This is a genomic window from Aeromonas cavernicola, assembly GCF_002795305.1.
Lineage (GTDB): Bacteria > Pseudomonadota > Gammaproteobacteria > Enterobacterales > Aeromonadaceae > Aeromonas > Aeromonas cavernicola.
On sequence record NZ_PGGC01000238.1, the window covers coordinates 1 to 537 of the forward strand.

At 57.9% G+C, this 537-nt stretch carries 2 protein-coding genes; one reads left to right on the plus strand and one right to left on the minus strand.

What is annotated here, in order from left to right; translation table 11 throughout:
- The coding region (locus CUC53_RS18180) for an argininosuccinate lyase (RefSeq protein WP_100295397.1) at positions 1 to 156 on the plus strand (156 nt) is incomplete at its 5' end.
- 82 nt (positions 157 to 238) lie between these two features.
- On the opposite strand, the gene CUC53_RS18185 is transcribed toward CUC53_RS18180, so the two are convergent.
- On the minus strand, positions 239 to 537 hold a 299-nt coding region (locus tag CUC53_RS18185; protein ID WP_157798331.1), incomplete at its 5' end, for an HAD family hydrolase.

The window sequence follows — 537 nt, forward strand, 5'->3', positions numbered from 1 at the left end:
CAGCGCTTTAGCCCAGTGATTGGTGACGATGTTTACCCCAATCTGGAGCTGGAAGCGACCCTCGCCAAGCGGGTCGCCAAAGGCGGTGTCGCCCGCGCGCAAATCGACAGTGCGCTCAGCACGGCCGAACAGTGGCTAGCTAAGCGAGCGAGCTGATTAGCTAGCGGAGATGGCCAAGAGGTCCCTGATGCACCATTCAGCTTACGCGCTGGCATCAGGGATCTGCTGCACTGGGCACTCAGAGCAGTAAATCGGCCAGCTCTGCCAACTGGTGTAACTCCACATCTGGCAATAAAGAGAGTGACGGCAGGGTGTTTTGTGGCTCGTTCAGCCAAGCGGTGCGAAATCCCTGTAAGCGGGCTCCGAGCACATCGCTGTGGGGATGATCGCCAACATGGAGGATCTGGGCGGCGCTCAGTTGTAAGGCGCGCTGCGCCTGTTGAAACATATCCGGTGCCGGTTTCATTCTGGCGCCAATCCCCGCTTTATAAACCAGAGTGAAATAGTCCGCTAACCCCGCTTGGCTGAGATCCAGAT